Consider the following 15,954-nt stretch of genomic DNA (forward strand, 5'->3'; position numbering starts at 1 on the left):
TGCGTAGCGCTGGCGTCCAAGCCCTAGCCCCGGAAGGCCTTGAGGCGGGCCAGCGAGGAGTCCCTGCCCAGGATGACCATCGACTCGAACAACGGCGGGGAAATGCGCCGGCCGGACACGGCCGTGCGGACGGGGCCGAAGGCCAGCCGCGGCTTGACGCCCAGGCCCTCAACCAGCGCCTCCCGGAGGGCGGCCTGGATGTTCCCGGCCGTCCAGTCGGCGACGGTTTCCAGCGCTGCCAGCGCGGCGTCAAGGACCTCCGTGAGGTTCTCGGGGAGGCCCTTGCGGGCGTCGTCGGCGACGTCAACGGCGTCGTCCTTCTTGAACAGGAAGGAGAGCATCTCGGGGGCCTCGCCCAGGAGGGTGATGCGTTCCTGGACCAGCGGGGCGGCCTCGGTGAGGATCTCATTCTCACGGTCGGTCAGGGTCTCCCCCACCACGCCGGCGGCCTGCAGGTACGGGACCAGTCGGTTGCGGAAGTCGGCGGGCTCGAGCATGCGCACGTGGGTGCCGTTGATGGCCTCGGCCTTTTTGATGTCGAAGCGGGCGGGGTTGCCCAGGACGTCGTGGATGTCGAAGTTGGCCACGAGCTCCTCGACCGTGAAGATGTCCCGGTCGGCGGAGAGCGACCAGCCCAGCAGGGCCAGGTAGTTCAGCAGCCCCTCGGGGATGAAGCCCCGGTCCCGGTGCAGGAACAGGCTCGACTCGGGGTCGCGCTTGGAGAGCTTTTTGTTGCCGGCACCCATGACGTAGGGCAGGTGGCCGAACAGCGGCATGTACTTGGCCACGCCCACGTCGTACAGGGCCGCGTACAGGGCCACCTGGCGGGGGGTGGAGGAGAGCAGGTCCTCGCCGCGGAGCACGTGGGTGACACCCATGAGGGCGTCGTCCACCGGGTTCACCAGCGTGTACAGCGGCGCGCCGTTGGGACGGACCAGGGCGTAGTCCGGGACTGATCCTGCCTTGAAGGTGATCTCGCCCCGGACCAGGTCGGTGAAGGTGATGTCCGCATCCGGCATGCGCAACCGCAGCGCGGGCTTGCGGCCCTCTTCCCTGAACGCGGCGATCTGCTCCGGTGTGAGGTCGCGGTCAAAGTTGTCGTAGCCCAGCTTGATGTCCCGGCCGGCCGCCTTGTGGCGCGCCTCGACCTCTTCCGGGGTGGAATAGGACCCATAGACGTGCCCGCCGGCCACCAGCTTGGCAATCACGTCCTGGTAGATGTCCCCGCGCTGGGACTGGCGGTAGGGCGCGTCCGGGCCGCCCTTTTCCACGCCCTCGTCCCAGTCGATGCCGAGCCAGTTGAGCCCGTCCAACAGCTGGAGGAAGCTTTCCTCGCTGTCCCGCTTCGCGTCGGTGTCCTCGATGCGGAAAATGAGCTTGCCGCCGGTGTGGCGGGCGTATGCCCAGTTGAACAGCGCCGTGCGGATCAGCCCGACGTGGGGGGTTCCGGTGGGCGAGGGGCAAAACCGTACCCGGACGGGGGTTTCAGCGGTGACAGTGGGGATTTGGGCTGCGTTAGTCATGATGTTCCCAGTTTAGACCTTGAAGCAAACCACCTGGCGCCCGCGATGCCGGGAGGCCTGCCTGCGGGGCGCTGACCCGTCACTCGTGGCGGCCACGGAGCGTCAAAGCCGCCACGACCCGTCACTCGTGGCGGCCATGGAGCGTCAAAGCCGCCACAAGTGACGGCTCGGCCGCGAATCGCCACATGCCGCAGGGTCAGGTGAACAGCTCGTTCGCGGGCTCGTTGTCCTTCACGAACCGCCAGCCGAACCACAGCATCGCGGCGAAGACCGGGATGGCGCAGAGCGTCCACAGGCCCAGGTGGAAGACGGCGCCGTCGGGCCCGGTCATGGTGTCAAAGCCGATCAGCACGGTGATGGCCAGCAGCGCCGCCAGGCCTGCCCAGCTGGTCCAGGGCGATCCCGGCATGGGCAGCTTGGAGACCTTGCCCTTCTTGTGCCGCAGCATGATCTGGCTGGCGAAGATGGAGCCCCAGGTGAAGATCACGCCGATGGAGGCGGTGTTGAGGGCGAGGTCGAAGGCGTGCGTTCCACCGAGCAGCACGTTGGCCCCCACGCCGACAACGTAGACCGCGGCGATGGCCAGGATGGCGGCGTAGGGCACGTGGCGCGCGGACATCTTGGTCAGCCACTGCGGCGCGTGCCCGTTGTTGGCCATGGTGCGGAAGATGCGCCCGATCGAGTACAGGCCCGTGTTGCAGGACGACAGGGCTGCGGTGATGACCACAAAGTTCATGACGGAGCCCACCCAGCCGAGCCCCATGGAGGCGAACACTGTGACAAAGGGGCTCTCACCGGACTTGTAGTGGTCCGAGGGCATGATCATCGCCAGCAGCGTCACGGAACCGACATAGAAAATCACGATGCGGACCACCACGGCTCGGATGGCGCGGGGCACCTCGCGCGCGGGGTCCTCCATCTCGCCGGCCGTGATGCCCACCAGTTCAATGGCGTTGTAGGCAAAGATGACGGCGTTCAGCACCAGGATCATGACGAGCCCGCCCTGGGGGAACATGCCGCCGTGGGCGCTGAAGAGGTTGCTGACGGTGGCATGCTGGCCGCCCACCTGGGCGTTCATGGCAACCATGACGGTGCCGACCACCAGGAACATCACGATGGCGGCCACCTTCAGGCACGAGGCCCAAAACTCAAATTCGCCAAAGGCCTTGACGCTGAGCAGGTTCACCGCCACGAGCAGTGCCAGTGCGCACAGGGCGCTGGCCTCAACGGGGACCCCGGGGAAGAAGTATTGGAAGTACAGGCCGATGGCGATCAGCTCGGCCACGCCCGTCATGGCCCAGTTGATGAAGTACATCCAGCCGGACAGGTACGCACCCTTCCTGCCGAACAGCTCGCCCGCATAGGACACAAAGGAACCGGAGGTCTGCCGGTACATGACCAGCTCGCCCAGTGCCCGCATCAGCAGGTAGGCAATGGCGCCGGCAATGGCGTAGGAGAAGATCAGCGCCGGGCCGGTCGAGGCCAGCCGGCCGCCGGCACCCATGAACAGGCCGACGCCGATGGCCCCGCCCATGGCGATCATGGTCACGTGGCGCCGGGACAGCGTGCGCTGGTAGCCCTCCCCCGTGATGGATCCGGCCGCGGGCGCGGCAGTGTCGGTGGCGTTTTGTGACACGCGAAAGTCCTTACGATCGGCGGGTGCCCTGCAAAAAGCCCCCAGATCACGCGTTGGCGGCGGGTGGGGGCGCAAAGGACTTGTCAATGGTACTACGACGCCGGTCACGCCGCCGTGGTGCGGACCACAGGCATCCCGCCAAGGATTGCCCCTCAGAGGTCTTCGCGGACAGCCACGAACGTGTACTCCCAGGTCGTGACACCGGCATCGCCGGGATTCAGGTGCAGCGCGCCTCCTTCACGACCTTTCCACCAAGAGAAACAGTTCATTCGCCTCCCCGGCGGTCAGCCGCAGGGTGCCGACGGCGGTCTCGGCCGGATTGGTTTCCGCCGGCATCAATGCCGCCCTGCTGGGGTACTTCATGGTCGCGGTGCCCACGGAACTGCTCGGGCGGGCCGGCAGCGCGCAGGACCTCCTGTCCCTTGGCGCCACTCCCCTATCACCGTGCGTGACGGGATTCGGCTACCTGCTGTTGGGGTGGACGGGAATCCTGCCCGCCTCGGACCAATGGGCCGGGCACGCGGCAGCCATCGACACGGCCGCCGGGCACCAACGGTGACCTCAACGCCGAAGGAGGGCCCGGCGTCGTACGCGGGACAGGGGCATCGCCCTAGCGGCGGACAATCGGGTTGGACAGGCGGCCGATGCCCTCAATTTCAATCTCGTAGCGGTCACCGTCCGTGACCAGCCCGACTCCGGCGGGGGTGCCGGTCATGATGACGTCGCCGGGCAGCAGGGTGAACGCGCGCGAGACGATCGAGACCAGCTCGCGGACACTGCGGACCATCTGGTTGGTGTTGCCGTCCTGGCGGAGTTCGCCGTTCAGCCAGCCCAGGATGCGCAGCTCTTCGGGGTCCAGCTCGGTTTCAATCCACGGGCCCAGCGGGGCGGACGTGTCAAAGCCCTTCGCGCGGGCCCACTGGCCATCGCCCTTCTGGACGTCGCGCGCGGTGAGGTCGTTGCCGCAGGTGTAGCCAAAGATGACTTCATCCGCGCGCTCCTCCGGCACGTCCTTGCAAATGCGCCCGATCACGACGCACAGCTCGGCCTCGTAGGAGATTTCCTCGGAGAATGCCGGCATGACGACCGGCTCCCCGGGACCCACCACCGACGTGTTGGGCTTGAGGAAGAGCAGCGGGTGGACGGGAATCTCGTTGCCCAGCTCACGGGCGTGTTCGGCAAAGTTCCGGCCCACGCCCACCACCTTGCTGCGCGGGATGATCGGGGCCACAAGGCGCACGTCCTCCAGCGGGTACCTGATGGTGGTCCGCTCCACGCCGTTGAAAAAGGGATCGCCCTTGATGACAGTGACAACTTCACTGCCGGACTCCCCCTCCACCAGGCCGTACATCGGGTCATTGTCGACTACAAAACGGGCTATGCGCATGTGTGTCAGTCTATTCCAGAATGAGGTTTCCCCATGGCATTTGACCGTCTCCGGGAAACGACAATATTGTACTGAACCTGTTTCTTGCCGCCATCCCATTGCGGCGCTCCAGCTGCCGTCGATGCGGGTCATGCTCACAATTAATTTACCCGTCCAGTTATGCCCCGGCCTGGCAGTCCCTGCGTTCCCGATGCAATTGAAAACTGCGTCGCCTTTTCCACTCACGTTTTGCGTGCCGTCAGTGGGTGGGGCCGGCACACTGGCGACCGATATGGTCCATGGCGATATGGTCCATGGCCTGTCAGGGGTGATGTGCAACCTGATGGTTGGTCCCGACCTGTCGTACCCGCCAATGACAATTGTTCCGGCATAATTGCCGATCCCGTTGGCCGGGCGTGGCGTCCAATTCAGCGTTGACGCCTTTCCGGTCACAATGAAATTGGCACGGCCACGGTGCGTCATCGTGGCCATGCCCACCACTACGGCCCCGTGCGGTTTGCTTCTGTTGACAACTTGCTTCTGTTAACAACCTTGTCACGCCAGCCGGATTAAGGAGCGGGCCGTGGCGCTGGCGCCCGTGACGCCAGGCTCCGACGTTGCCGGCCGGCGCAGCTCATTCGTCATGGCAGCAACCAACCCGCTCGGAGCAATCAGGAGAATCAAGGGCCGTCATTTTTGCAGCCAAGGCACCGCCTGACCGGGCGTGGGCATGGTTCGCGCCCGAGGCAACACCGGCGGTTGGCGCCGCAGGTCAAAGACCCGGCCAGGTGCCGGCTGCGGTTGCCTATCCGCCAGCATCAGGGATATTCAGCACGTAGGCGCGATACTTCCGTGCAGACTCCACCATGGCGTTGGACACCGCACGCCAGTACATGGTGGCCGTGAGAAATCGGGGATCCGGCCGGCAAAATCGCCACAGTCCCGGTTGCCGGCATCCCGACATCGCCTGAGCGCTGAAAAACTGCGCGGTTCCACCTTTTTGCGGTCATTGACCCCCGTTCGAATTTCCTGGCATGAGGGATGAACGATCATCCTGTCCCCGCCGGGGACAATGATGGTCCACGCAGGCCCTCGATGTGCAAGGTCCGTGCGGCGACCACCTGCCGTCAGCAGCCCTGACCGAACGCGACGGCATCGCCCACGACTGCTGAGCCACCGAGCAATGTCACCCGCGTGGCGGCAGTGGTGCCCGAAACCGCCTTCAGGACGCCCGCCGGGAGGCAGTTGGGCTGAACCATGTAAGCCTGGCCCTGGTGGCTTGGCATCACGGCGGAAATGGTCAGCGCGTCAGGGAAGTTCCAGCCTGAGACGTAATACGTGCGGTCGCTCGCGGGAGCAAAGGACGCGGCGTTCACAAGCTGGTTGGTTTCAAAGCGGTTCGTGCCACCGAAGCGGTAGACCTGGATGAATTTGTCCCGCAGGGGCTTCTCGATGCTGGTGGATACGACGCCGGAACCACCTACGATATACACGGAGGCGGCCTTGAGTTGCCCCAGAAGGGTCATGGTGGAGACGTCCAGGCGTGTGGTCCCGGGCGGCACGAGAAGGACCGGGCCCAACGCGGCCGCGGACAGTGCGTCGGGGTAATCCGCACCCGTTACCAGGGCAATCGATTGTGCGCTTGGGAATGCGCCCGCAACCACGGCCCGGGCCGTGGCGTAGCGGTCCGCCCCCGACCGCCGGATGGTGTTGGGGACCAGTTTCTTCAAATCCTGGAAAACTGCGGCCGACACTGCCCCTTCACCGCCAACCACCACGACCTTGCCGGGTTTGAGCCGGATGATCTCGTCCTGGACCACGGGGGGCAGGCTGCGGCTTCGGGTTAGCAACAAGGGTGCATACTCCTTGTTGGCAGCCGGCGCGGCAGCCAGTGCATCGGCAAACTGCTCCCCCGTGGCAACATAAACGGTACCGGCGCCTACAAAGTACTCGCGTGAAACGGCGACAGCAGTCTCATAGCGGTCGGCACCAAAGATGCGGTCCGTGAAAACAGCCGGGCGCGCATTAGTCACCGTCATTGGGGAGAGCATGGTCAGCGTTTGGCCTTCGCGCCGCACCACATATGCGTTGGTGCCCGCCCGCGGCACGGCAAGTCCCAGGATCTGTGAGGCTGTCGAGACTGTGCCGGTCACTGTGTCCGTAGCGATGTCAATTTCCGCAACCCTGTCGTCAACGGCCCCGGCGACCAGGACCTTGGTGCCGCTGCCCCCAAGCTGGGCATACTGCACCTTGAATCCCGGTCTCAGCGACTTGGCCACAGTTCCACCGACCGTATCCAACACGGAAACTTCACCGGTTTCACAGCCAACGTAGGCTTTCCGGCCGTCGGGGCTGAAGGCTATGGCGCGTACAAAGGGACATGAGGGGACCCTGCGGAGCACCGTCCGCGTCGCCAGGTCCATGACTTCAATGTCAAAGGTGCGAACGCCCTGCGCGTTGTAGCCGCTGCCAGTGGCAATGTAGGCCTGTGTACTGTCCGGGGTGGTCCACACCCCGAAGAGTTCAGCCTCGGTTGCCAAGGACAACGCCCCGCCCGGCGCGGACGCCGCGGTGTCAATGAAGTTCAACGACTTGTTGACGCCATCCAGCGCCAGGAGGGTTTTCCCGTCTGCCGTCAAGGCCAGGTCCGGATTGGAGCCGGTCCCACCCGGCGCGATGGTGGAGACCACCGAATTGTCCGCCGTCGAAATGACGGCAATGCCGTTCCCGCCCGTGAGGCTGGCATAGATTCGGGACCCGTCGGGGCTGGCGACCAGCGAGCCGGCATTGGCAGGGAGGGAGACGGAGGCGACGGCCTTGTTCCCGGGGATGCTGAACACTCCGATGGTGTTGCTGACATTGCCTGACGCAGCGTAGGCAGTTCTCCCGTCCGGGGTGACTGCCAGATGCGTTTTCCACAGGCTGCCGGAAACTGAACCCAGCTGGACATCGGGGCCTATGGCCGTCAATGACGTAGGGCTGGCCGTCGCGGGCAATGAGGCCGCACCGGCCGGCGCCAGGCCGGCCGCCAGAAGCCCAAATGCTGCCGCCAGCCCCACACCAACATTAATGTTCCATACTCGATGCATACCCACGGAGCCCCCAATATAATAAATGTCCGTCGCCGCAGCTGGAATCCACAACGTGGCAGCAAAACAACTGAGCATAATCTACGGCAATTTCAAAAAAGAAACCACGGATTGGCAGCTGGTCGCATCAATTGACGTCCCCGCACGGCACGGCGGAGCGACATGGCGCAGCCGCGCGCACCGGTGGCGACGATGCCGCGCAAGCCGGACACCCGGCGTCGTGCATAAAAAAACTGGGTCGCAGTTGTTACCGAAAAACCCCGGAAAACGGAGGAAAAATGGTAATAACTGCGACCCAGTTGCGGAGGGAGGGGTCAGGCCAGGCGGGTCAGCCACCCGTGCAGGTCCTCGAGCTGGCCGGTCTGGATGCCCAGCAGCTGCTCGCGGATGGCCATGGTGACCTCACCGGCACCGGAACCGGGCGAAGCGATGGTGCCCTCGGACGACTTCAGCTCGCCGATGGGGGTGATCACGGCCGCCGTGCCGCAGGCAAACGCCTCGGTGATCTCCCCGGAAGCCACCCCGGAACGCCATTCGTCGATGGTGATCTTGCGTTCCTCCACCTTCAGCCCGCGGTCCGCCGCCAGCTGCATGACGGAGGAGCGCGTGATGCCGTGCAGGATGTGGCCGTTGAGCTCCGGGGTGACCAGGCGGCCGTCCTTGAACACGAAGAAGATGTTCATGCCGCCGAGTTCCTCGATGGCGTTGTCGTTGAACGGGTCCAGGAAGAGCACCTGCTTGCAGCCCTGGGCCTCGGCCTCGATCTGCGCGGCCAGCGACGCGGCGTAGTTGCCGCCGCACTTGGCCTCGCCGGTGCCGCCGGCACCCGCACGGGCAAAGTTCGTGGAGAGCCAGATGGAGACGGGCTTGAGCTCGCCGCCGAAGTAGTTGCCGGCCGGGGAGGCGATGACGCGGTAGGAGACCTCGCGGGCCGGGCGGACGCCCAGGAACGCCTCGGTGGCGATCATGAACGGGCGCAGGTACAGCGATTCGCCGTCCTGCGTCGGCACCCAGTCCAGGTCTGCGGAAACCAGCTGGCGCAGGGACTCAATGAACGTCTCGGCGGGCAGTTCGGGCAGGGCCAGGCGGCGGGCGGAGGCGTTGAAGCGGGCGGCGTTGGCCTCGGGGCGGAACGTCCAGACCGAACCGTCGGCGTGCCGGTACGCCTTCAGGCCCTCGAAGATTTCCTGCCCATAGTGCAGCACGGCGGAGGCGGGGTCCATGGCGATGGGGCCGTAGGGTTCAATGCGCGCGTTGCTCCAACCGCCCCGGCCGTCGGCACCCACCTTGTAGTCCACGACAGCCGTGTGGTCGGTGAAGAAGTCGCCAAAACCGGGGTTGGCCAAAACGGCGTCGCGCTCGGCGGCGCTCTTCGGGTTGGTGGTCAGCTGCCGGGTGAATGCCAGCTGCGCTGTCTGGGTCATGCTTCCTCCACATGGTTGTGCCCGCCGTCGGTGATTCCAGCCTGGGCGGCGTTCGTGCCGAAAAATGCGTGTTCCTGCGCCGACTTTTTCAGTTACGGTGCATTCACTCTAGGTGTTAAGCGTACCCCTGCCCGTCCGTCGCGGCGTCCGCCGGCACGACGCCGTCAGACGGCCTGGGCGATGGCGTCGCCGATGGCGCCGGTGGTGCGGGGGGACGCCGGGTTGCGTGTGGCAATGTCCGCCGCGACGGCCGCCTCGATGCGCCCGGCGGCGGCCTGGTGTCCGAGGTGGTGCAGCAGCAGCGCCGCGGAGAGGATGGCTGCCGTCGGATCCGCCTTCTGCCGGCCGGCAATGTCCGGGGCGGAACCGTGGACCGGCTCAAACATGGACGGCGCGGTGCGGTCCATGTTGAGGTTTCCGGAGGCGGCCAGGCCGATCCCGCCGCTGACCGCGGCGGCGAGGTCGGTGATGATGTCGCCAAAGAGGTTGTCGGTGACAATGACGTCAAAGCGGGCGGGGTCGGTGACCAGGAAGATCATGGCCGCGTCAACGTGCAGGTAGTCGACGGTGACGTCGGGGAACTCCGCGGCGACGGCCTCCACGGTGCGCTTCCACAGGTGCCCGGCGTGGACCAGCACGTTGTGCTTGTGCACGTACGTGAGCCTCTTGCGGGGGCGTTCGCTGGCGCGGCGGAAGCCGTCGCGCACCACGCGCTCCACGCCGTAGGCGGTGTTGACGGAGACCTCGGTGGCAACCTCGTGCGCGGTGCCCTTCCGGAGCGAGCCGCCGTTGCCGACGTAGGGCCCCTCCGTGCCTTCGCGGACCACCACGAAGTCGATGGCGCCGGGGTCCGCCAACGGCGAGGCCACGCCGTCGTACAGGCGCGACGGGCGCAGGTTCACATAGTGGTCCAGGCTGAAGCGCAGCTTGAGCAGCATCTCGCGCTCGATCAGCCCGGAGGGGATGGACGTGTCGCCGGGGGCCGCTCCGACCGCGCCAAAGAGGATCGCGTCGTGGCCGCGCAGGGCGTCAATGGTTTCCTCCGGCAGCGTCTCGCCGGTGGCCAGCCAGTGCTCGGCGCCGAGCTTGTACTCGGTCAGCTTAAGCCCCACACCCTCGGCGGCCGTGACCTTTTTCAGGACCTTGACGGCCTCCGCGGTGACCTCAGGGCCGATGCCGTCGCCGCCAATAACTGCAATGTCAATTGATGCGCTCATGGCTCCAGACTAGCGAAACCATCCACATGATGGGCAAGCGGTCCCACATTATGAGACACCAGCCGGGGCCGCCGGGTCCATCGGCGTGGCCCGGCTCCACCCCTGGCAGGACGCCGGACAGCCGCCGCCCGCCTACAGTGGAAGGCGTGATCATGCATTCCGTCTACGACTGGTTCCGCCGGCACCGGTTCGCCGTGGACCTCGTCTCCATGGCCGTGCTGTGGTTCGTGGCCATGCCGCTGGGGATGGCCCGTCCGGGCGCCGGCCCGGGCATGGCCCACCTCACGGCGACCGTCGTCTTCGGCACCGCGCTGGTCGTTCCGCTGGCTTGGCGGCGCACCCGCACCCTCGCCGCCGGCGCGTTCGTTGCCGCCGCGGCCATCCTGCAGTGGGCGCTGGCGGTGCAGCCCATGCCCGCAGACATTGCGGTGCCGATCGTGCTGTACGCCCTGGCGGCCTTCGCCCCGCGCTGGGCGAGCCTGGGCGGGCTGGCATTGGCAATGCTGGGCGCCATCTTGCTGGTCACCCGCTTTTTCGCCAACCTCACCTCGTCCTCCCTGGCCTCGATGCCCTATGGCGCCGTGCTGGTCCTGGGCATCTGGGTCCTCGTCCTGTTCAGCTGGACAGCCGGGGACCTGACCCGGACCAAACGGCTGCGGGAACAGGCACTGGAGGACCGCGCGCACCGCCTGGAGATCGAGGCCCAGCAGGAACGCGAACTGGCCGCCGGCGACGAACGCGCCCGCATCGCCCGCGAGATGCACGACATCGTGGCCCATTCCCTCTCCGTCATCATCACCCAGGCCGACGGCGCCCGGTACGCCGCCGCAGCCCATCCTGAGGCCGCGCCCGCCGCACTCGCCACCATCGCCGGGACGGGACGGTCCTCGCTGCAGGAAATGCGGCGCCTGCTGGGCGTGCTGCGCGGGGGCGCCGACGCCTCCATGCGGCCCCTGCCCGGCCTGTCGGAACTCGATGAACTGCTGCTCGGTGTCCGCGCCGCCGGCCTCGCGGTCTCCTCAGAGACCACCGGATCGGCGCGCCGCACGCTGCCGGCGGGGGCCGAGCTCACCGCCTACCGGGTGGTCCAGGAGGGCCTGACCAACGTCATGAAGCACGCCGGGCCCAACGTCCAGGCGGCAGTGGCGCTCCACTGGGGCGCCCGCGGCCTGGATGTGTCGGTGCGGGACAACGGGAGGGGTGCCTCGGCGTCGTTGGCGGACACGGGAGGCGCGCACGACGCCGGCACCTCCCTCCCAGCCCTGCCCGCCTCCCCGCGGTCCCCGGGCGGCAACGGACTGCGCGGAATGGGCGAACGTGTGAAACTGTACGACGGGACGCTGGAGGCCAAGCCGCTCGCCGGCGGCGGCTTCGGCATTGCCGCATTCATTCCCTATTCGGAGGCTTAAATGACACATCCGCCCATCCGCGTGGCGCTGGTGGACGACCAGCTGTTGATCCGCTCCGGACTCGGCATGCTCATCAATTCCCAGCCGGACCTTTCCGCGGTGGTGGAGGCCGGCAACGGCGTCGAGGCCCTGGCCGCGCTGTCCGCGACGGCCGCCGATGTGGTCCTCATGGACGTCAGGATGCCCGGCATGGACGGGATCGAGACCACCCGGCGGCTGGTGGAGCGGGTCAAGGCCGCACCCGCCGGATCGTGGCTTTCCGGGCTGAAGATCGTGGTGCTGACCACCTTCGACCTGGACGAATACGCATTGGCCGCCATCCAGGCCGGGGCCAGCGGCTTCCTGCTGAAGGACGCCCCGCCGGAGGAACTGCTCGGTGCCATCCGTACCGTCTACCGCGGCGACGCCGTGATCGCCCCGTCCACCACCCGGCGGCTCCTGGACCACGTGGCGCCCCTGCTCGCGGCGCCGAGCCCGGCCAACGACGCGCACGCCGCCGCCGTGGCGGGGCTGACGGCGCGGGAGCACGAGGTGTTTGTGCTGATCGCCCAGGGGCTGTCCAACCCGGAAATCGCCGGACAGCTTTTTGTCTCCGAGGCCACCGTCAAGACCCATGTGGGGCACATCCTGGCAAAGCTGAACGCCCGCGACCGCGTCCAGGTGGTGGTCATCGCCTACGAGACAGGCATAGTCTCCCCCGGCTGACCCCACCCACCCACCAACGCTCGGTTGCAATCGGGGCGTTTTTGCCCAACGCTCCCGCACCCAGTGAGGGAGCGTTGGCCGTATTTGCCCCGATTGCAACCGAGCGTCGCAGGGAGGCAGGCCCGGGGTGCCGCGGGCGGGTCATCCCTTGGGAGGAGGTGGCGGGGGCGAACATGCCTGCGATCTCCACCCGCGCTCCGATCCGCCGCCACCCCAGGCGGAAATAGGCTGGAGCCATGACGATCACTACCGAACAAAGCCGGCGGACCCTGGCGGTCCAGGCCCGCGGGCTGCGCAAGACCTACGGCAAGGGCGAGACCGAGGTGGCGGCGCTCAAGGGGGTTGACCTGGACTTCCCGGCGGGCCGGTTCACCGCCATCATGGGCCCCTCCGGCTCCGGCAAGTCCACGCTCATGCACTGCCTGGCCGGGCTCGACTCCGTCACGGCCGGCACCATCCACCTCGGCGAGACGGAACTCACGGCGCTCAACGACAAGGCGCTGACGCAACTGCGCCGGGACCGGATCGGCTTCGTGTTCCAGGCCTTCAACCTGGTCCCCACGCTCACCGCGGAAGCCAACATCACCCTGCCCGTGGCGCTCGCCGGCGGCAAGGTGGACAAGGAATGGTTCACCTCCGTCACCTCCACGCTGGGCCTCACCGACCGGCTGGCGCACAAGCCGCACGAGCTCTCCGGCGGCCAGCAGCAGCGTGTCGCCGTGGCCCGCGCCCTGCTCACCCGCCCCGACGTCATTTTCGGCGACGAGCCCACCGGCAACCTCGACTCCCGCTCCGGCGCCGAGGTGCTGGGCATGCTGCGCCGCTCTTCCCGCGAGATGGGCCAGTCCATCATCATGGTCACGCACGACCCCGTCGCCGCCTCCTACGCCGACCGCGTGGTGTTGATGAACGACGGCGCCCTGGTGGGCGAGCTGGAGAACCCCACGGCCGAGACCGTGCTTGCCTCCCTCGCATCCTTGGGGGCATAGGACATGCTGCAGGTAGCCTTCAGCCAGCTCAAGACCCATTCGCGGCGGTTCATCGCCATCATGCTGGCCGTGCTGCTGGCCGTCGCCTTTCTCTCCGCCACGCTCATGGTCAACTCCTCCGCCACGGCCTCCCTAACCGCGAGCCTGGGACAGTCCTACGCCAAGGCGGACCTGGTCGCCTCCGCCACCGCCTCCGTGCCGCTGACCGCCGCGTCCGCCGCAGCAGCCGCCCGCACGCCCGGCGTCGCCGCCAGCTACCCGCTCCGCCAGGACATGGTGCCGGTCTCGGCCGGCACCGCCACGCTGGCGGGCGTGCTGCGCAACCTCCCCGCCTCCCCTGCCTTGGAGCCCCTGGCGCTGGTCAGCGGCTCATGGCCGACGGCGGCCGGCCAGGTCACGGTCGACGCCAAGACCGCAGCGGCCCGCCACCTGGCCGTGGGCAGCACTGTGACCCTGGGCGGAACCCCCGTCGCGGCGGCCCACCAGGAAGGCCGCCTGAAGGCCGAGGCCCGAGCGTCCGGTTCCGGCGTCTCCGGTTCCGGCACTTCCGGGGCAGCCCGTTCCGCCGCGCCAGACTCCGCCCTGCCCGCCGCCTCGCACGCCGTGAAGGCGACCGTCACCGGGGTCATGGCGGCCTCCGCCGATCCCCAGCTCTCCGGCCTGACGCAGTTTGCGGCCACGGCCGCCACCCTGGACGCCGTATCCGGCCCCGACACCCACTACACGACCATTGCGGTCAAGCTGGTGCCGGGCACCAACACGGCCACTGCCACCACCGCGCTGGAGCAGGCGCTGAGGCTGCCGGCCGGCCAGGTGGTCACCCCGCAGGAGCTGACCACGGCCACCGTCAAGTCCTTCACGGGCGGGACCGACCACCTCACGATCGTGCTGCTCGCCTTTGCCGCCGTAGCCCTGCTGGTCTCCGGCCTGGTGGTTTCCAACACCTTCTCCGTCCTTGTCGCCCAGCGCACCCGCGAGCTGGCGCTTCTGCGCTGCGTGGGCGCAAGCCGGAAGCAGGTTCGCTCCTCCGTCATCCTCGAGGCCCTCGTGGTGGGCCTGGCAGCATCGGTGCTCGGCGTGCTGGCCGCGGTGGGGACCATGGCCGTCGTCGTCGGCCTGCTGCGCCACAACCCCGACTACGCCTTTGCCACCCTGGGGGTTCCGGCGTCGTCCATCATTGCCGGGTTGGTGGTGGGGACGCTGCTGACGGTGGCGGCCTCGCTGGTCCCCGCCCGCTCGGCCACGCGGGTGGCGCCGCTGGCGGCGCTGCGGCCGGCCGACGACGCCTCCGTCCACAACGCGGCCGGGCGGGTGCGCCTCGGGATCGGCATCGCGCTGATCCTGGTCGGAGGTGCGGGACTGGTGGCCGGCGGGCTCGGTTCCAACCTGCTGCTGGCCGTGCCTGCCGGGGCGGCGTCATTCGTGGGGCTCATCCTGGCGGCGACGCTGTTTGTGCCGCGCCTGGTGTCGATGGCCGGCAGGCTGGCCCGGCCCGCGGGCGTCCCCGGCACCATGGCCTCCGCGAACGCGGTGCGGAATCCGCGCCGGACCACCGCCACGGCCTCCGCACTGCTGATCGGCGTCACGCTCGTGACCATGATGATGACGGGCGCAGCCACCGCGCGGCAGGCCTTCGAATCGCAGCTGGCCGACCATTTCCCCGTCGACATGGCAGCCGCGGCGGTGCCGGGCGCGCCGGCATTCACCGGCGCCGAACTGGCCAAGGCGGCCACCCTCCCCGGCGTTGAGGCCGTGGCCCAGCTGAAGGTGGTGGGCACCGTCACGGCCGGCGGCCGGCAATACCCGGCCTATGGCATCTCCGCCGCGGACGCCGCACGGCTGCTCGGCAACCCGGCGAACCGGCCCGCACCAGGCACCGTGGTGCTGCCCAAGGGCACCAAGGCTGCGGGCGCATCGCTGGTGGACGGCAAAACGACCACCCGGCTCACGGTGCACACTTCCACCACTGGCGGGTTCGCCGCACTGGTCCCGCTCAGCGACTTCCCCGCCGCGGCCGCCGGCAGCCCTGTACTGGCCGGCGCTGCCGACCAGGTATGGATCAAGGTGTCCCCCTCACTGGACGGGACCGCCATCACGGCCCTGCGCACGGACATCGCCTCGGCGTTGCACGTTGACGAAAACCAGGTGGACGGGGCCGTGCTCGAGAAGGTCATGTTCAACCAGGTCATCAACACGCTGCTGCTGGTGGTGACCGGCCTGCTGGCCGTGGCGATTGTCATCGCCCTCATCGGGGTGGCCAACACGCTGTCGCTGTCAGTGCTGGAACGGACCCGCGAGAACTCGCTGCTGCGGGCGCTGGGCCTGACCCGGGGCCAGCTTCGCGGCATGTTGGCGCTGGAGGCGGTGCTCATTGCCGGGGTGGCCGCCGTCATCGGCTCCGTCCTGGGTGTGGTGTACGGCTGGCTCGGGGCGCAGTCCGCCCTGGGCAGCTTCACCACCGTGGTGCCGGTGGTTCCTTGGGCCCAGGTGTTGCTGGTGGTGGCCGTGGCCGCCGCCGCGGGGCTGCTGGCCTCGGTGGTTCCGGCCCGCCGCGCGGCCCGGCTCTCCCCCGTCGAGGGCCTGGCCGTGGACTGAC

The 15,954-nt window shown here is 67.8% G+C and carries 11 protein-coding genes; 5 read left to right on the plus strand and 6 right to left on the minus strand.

Going from position 1 to position 15,954, the window contains the following annotated elements:
* Window positions 1–23: 23 nt before the first annotated feature.
* Together gltX and MMF96_RS03925 are read right to left on the minus strand one after the other, a co-directional pair.
* Window positions 24–1,523 carry a glutamate--tRNA ligase gene (gene gltX / locus MMF96_RS03920; RefSeq protein WP_256882617.1) on the minus strand — a complete coding sequence of 500 codons (1,500 nt, stop codon included), beginning with the start codon at window positions 1,521–1,523 and terminating at the stop codon, window positions 24–26.
* Window positions 1,524–1,719: 196 nt separating this feature from the next.
* Complete coding sequence (locus MMF96_RS03925; protein ID WP_176616534.1) at window positions 1,720–3,159, minus strand: amino acid permease; 1,440 nt, start codon at window positions 3,157–3,159, stop codon at window positions 1,720–1,722.
* Window positions 3,160–3,454: 295 nt separating this feature from the next.
* On the opposite strand from MMF96_RS03925, the gene MMF96_RS03930 reads away from it, so the two are divergent.
* On the plus strand, window positions 3,455–3,718 hold the full coding sequence (locus MMF96_RS03930) for a hypothetical protein (RefSeq protein ID WP_256882618.1): 264 nt from the start codon (window positions 3,455–3,457) through the stop codon (window positions 3,716–3,718).
* 51 nt (window positions 3,719–3,769) lie between these two features.
* On the opposite strand, the gene MMF96_RS03935 is transcribed toward MMF96_RS03930, so the two are convergent.
* The 4 genes from MMF96_RS03935 to MMF96_RS03950 all read right to left on the minus strand — a co-directional run bounded on the left by MMF96_RS03935 (window position 3,770) and on the right by MMF96_RS03950 (window position 10,255).
* Window positions 3,770–4,546, minus strand: coding sequence for a fumarylacetoacetate hydrolase family protein (locus tag MMF96_RS03935; RefSeq protein WP_256882619.1), 777 nt, complete (start codon window positions 4,544–4,546; stop codon window positions 3,770–3,772).
* A 1,106-nt stretch (window positions 4,547–5,652) separates the two neighbouring features.
* Window positions 5,653–7,365 carry a cell wall-binding repeat-containing protein gene (locus tag MMF96_RS03940; RefSeq protein WP_256882620.1) on the minus strand — a complete coding sequence of 571 codons (1,713 nt, stop codon included), beginning with the start codon at window positions 7,363–7,365 and terminating at the stop codon, window positions 5,653–5,655.
* 563 nt (window positions 7,366–7,928) lie between these two features.
* Window positions 7,929–9,038: a branched-chain amino acid aminotransferase gene (locus MMF96_RS03945; protein WP_176616538.1), complete on the minus strand. Its 1,110-nt coding sequence runs from the start codon at window positions 9,036–9,038 to the stop codon at window positions 7,929–7,931.
* Window positions 9,039–9,202: 164 nt separating this feature from the next.
* Window positions 9,203–10,255, minus strand: a complete 1,053-nt coding sequence (locus tag MMF96_RS03950) for a 3-isopropylmalate dehydrogenase (RefSeq protein WP_176616539.1) — start codon at window positions 10,253–10,255, stop codon at window positions 9,203–9,205.
* A gap of 152 nt (window positions 10,256–10,407) precedes the next feature.
* On the opposite strand from MMF96_RS03950, the gene MMF96_RS03955 reads away from it, so the two are divergent.
* The 4 genes from MMF96_RS03955 to MMF96_RS03970 all read left to right on the plus strand — a co-directional run bounded on the left by MMF96_RS03955 (window position 10,408) and on the right by MMF96_RS03970 (window position 15,953).
* The gene (locus MMF96_RS03955; protein ID WP_256882688.1) at window positions 10,408–11,664 is read left to right on the plus strand and encodes a sensor histidine kinase; all 1,257 of its coding nucleotides are present in this window, start codon (window positions 10,408–10,410) and stop codon (window positions 11,662–11,664) included.
* Complete coding sequence (locus tag MMF96_RS03960) at window positions 11,665–12,369, plus strand: response regulator transcription factor (RefSeq protein WP_176616540.1); 705 nt, start codon at window positions 11,665–11,667, stop codon at window positions 12,367–12,369.
* Between the two features lie 236 nt (window positions 12,370–12,605).
* A complete protein-coding gene (locus MMF96_RS03965) occupies window positions 12,606–13,358 on the plus strand; it encodes an ABC transporter ATP-binding protein (protein ID WP_256882621.1) in 753 nt (250 codons plus the stop codon).
* Between the two features lie 3 nt (window positions 13,359–13,361).
* A complete protein-coding gene (locus MMF96_RS03970) occupies window positions 13,362–15,953 on the plus strand; it encodes an ABC transporter permease (protein WP_256882622.1) in 2,592 nt (863 codons plus the stop codon).
* Window position 15,954 lies beyond the last annotated feature (1 nt).

The sequence above is a fragment of the Arthrobacter sp. STN4 genome (assembly GCF_024539665.1).
In the GTDB taxonomy this organism is placed as follows: Bacteria; Actinomycetota; Actinomycetes; order Actinomycetales; family Micrococcaceae; genus Specibacter.